Genomic DNA, 1,510 nt, shown 5'->3' on the forward strand with positions numbered 1-1,510 from the left:
GTTCAACTCGGGTTTTTCGTTAATTATTTAGTTCAATGCGGTACGACATCGGTTCTGCAAGCAATGCCATTTCTGCACAAATTTTCAAAACGTTATAGGGCATTTAAATGACGAACTCAAAGAAAACCACATATCTGATTTCAGGAATTGTTAGCCAACTTCTCGGACTATTTTGTTTTTTTACATTTTGGCTAATGCTTTTCGCAATCATTTTCTTTGTAATTGGGACGGTTTTAATTTTAATTTCGAAGACAAAGTGGTATATGAAATTACTATGCATTTCCCCAATGATATTTGCTATTGGCATCGTAATTAATGCTTTGACATTTGAAAAATATATTATTCCAAAAGACTTCAAAGGTGTAGTCTATGTAATTACGGAAAAAGACTTTGGACAAAACAGAGAATATGATTTTTTCACAAGAGTTTTTAGAATACCAGAATCGGGCATCTTATTTACTAAATTTAGACAAAAATCAGGTTTCAATAATAGAAAATTTTATCAAATTGACAACTTGGGAAACTTAAGAGAATTAGGTGTTTTAGATTACAGGAGTTATATCGAAAAATGGGACGTAAACCCACCGAAAACGGAACCTTCGAGAGATAGCCTTGCAGTATTTACGCCTGATTTAGAATATGACTTTAAAGAAAAAAATTACAGAATGGTTTTCACCGTTGGAAAATATAAAGAAACGAAAGTATGGAATTACTTACCAGAAGAGAAAATTGACAGCTTAAAAAAAGGAGTTAAAAAAATAAACGCCCTATAACAGCAAATTTGCACAAAAATGGCTGAAGGTGGTGCAACTTAGGTTTTTCGTTAATTATTTAGTTCAGTGCGGTACGACAATGGTTCTGCAAGCAATGCCATTTCTGCGCAAATTTTCGAAACGTTATAGGCAAATGTACCCCGAACGAAACGCATCAATTAGTAGAAGTTTCGCCAATGCAAACGGACAAATTTGAACTGACGAAAAAGCGTTTAAGAAACGTAACAAAAACCCGAACTAAAACAATAAGTTTGACCGAACGGAACGAATAGACTAAATGGAATTTAAAGCATTTAAAAATAAGTTTCAGACCGACCGAAAAGCTCAACTGAATTGCTTAATTGACCGACAATTTCAGTAAGTTTTTTGACCGAACAAAGCGCTTGACCGACCGAAATTTTTTTCGATTTTTAAGGACAAATTAACAATTAAGAACTGAACTCAACTTTTTTAAGACCGACCGAACTGAAACAGACAATGCTTAAATATCGCAACGACAAAAAAGACACATCTGCCTATAACAGCAAATTTGCACAAAAATGGCTGACGGTGGTTCAACTCAGGTTTTTCGTTAATTATTTTGTTCTGTGCGGTACGAAAATGGTTCTGCAAGCAATGCCATTTATGCGCAAATTTGCAAACCGTTATAGCCAATTTTAGGACTACACCTATGTAAACAATGAACAGAAAGGAACAACTATATAATTGGCTGACAACGGGTCTTCAACAAAATGCTG

Annotated in this window: 1 protein-coding gene; it reads left to right on the top strand. The window is 34.4% G+C overall.

Features of this window, described 5'->3' with window-relative positions; all coding sequences use genetic code 11:
• Nucleotides 1-287 precede the first annotated feature (287 nt).
• Nucleotides 288-773 carry a DUF6843 domain-containing protein gene (locus ABIB40_RS20620; RefSeq protein WP_354361834.1) on the top strand — a complete coding sequence of 162 codons (486 nt, stop codon included), beginning with the start codon at nucleotides 288-290 and terminating at the stop codon, nucleotides 771-773.
• Nucleotides 774-1,510 lie beyond the last annotated feature (737 nt).

This window comes from Pedobacter sp. UYP30, assembly GCF_040547165.1.
In the GTDB taxonomy this organism is placed as follows: domain Bacteria; phylum Bacteroidota; class Bacteroidia; order Sphingobacteriales; family Sphingobacteriaceae; genus Pedobacter.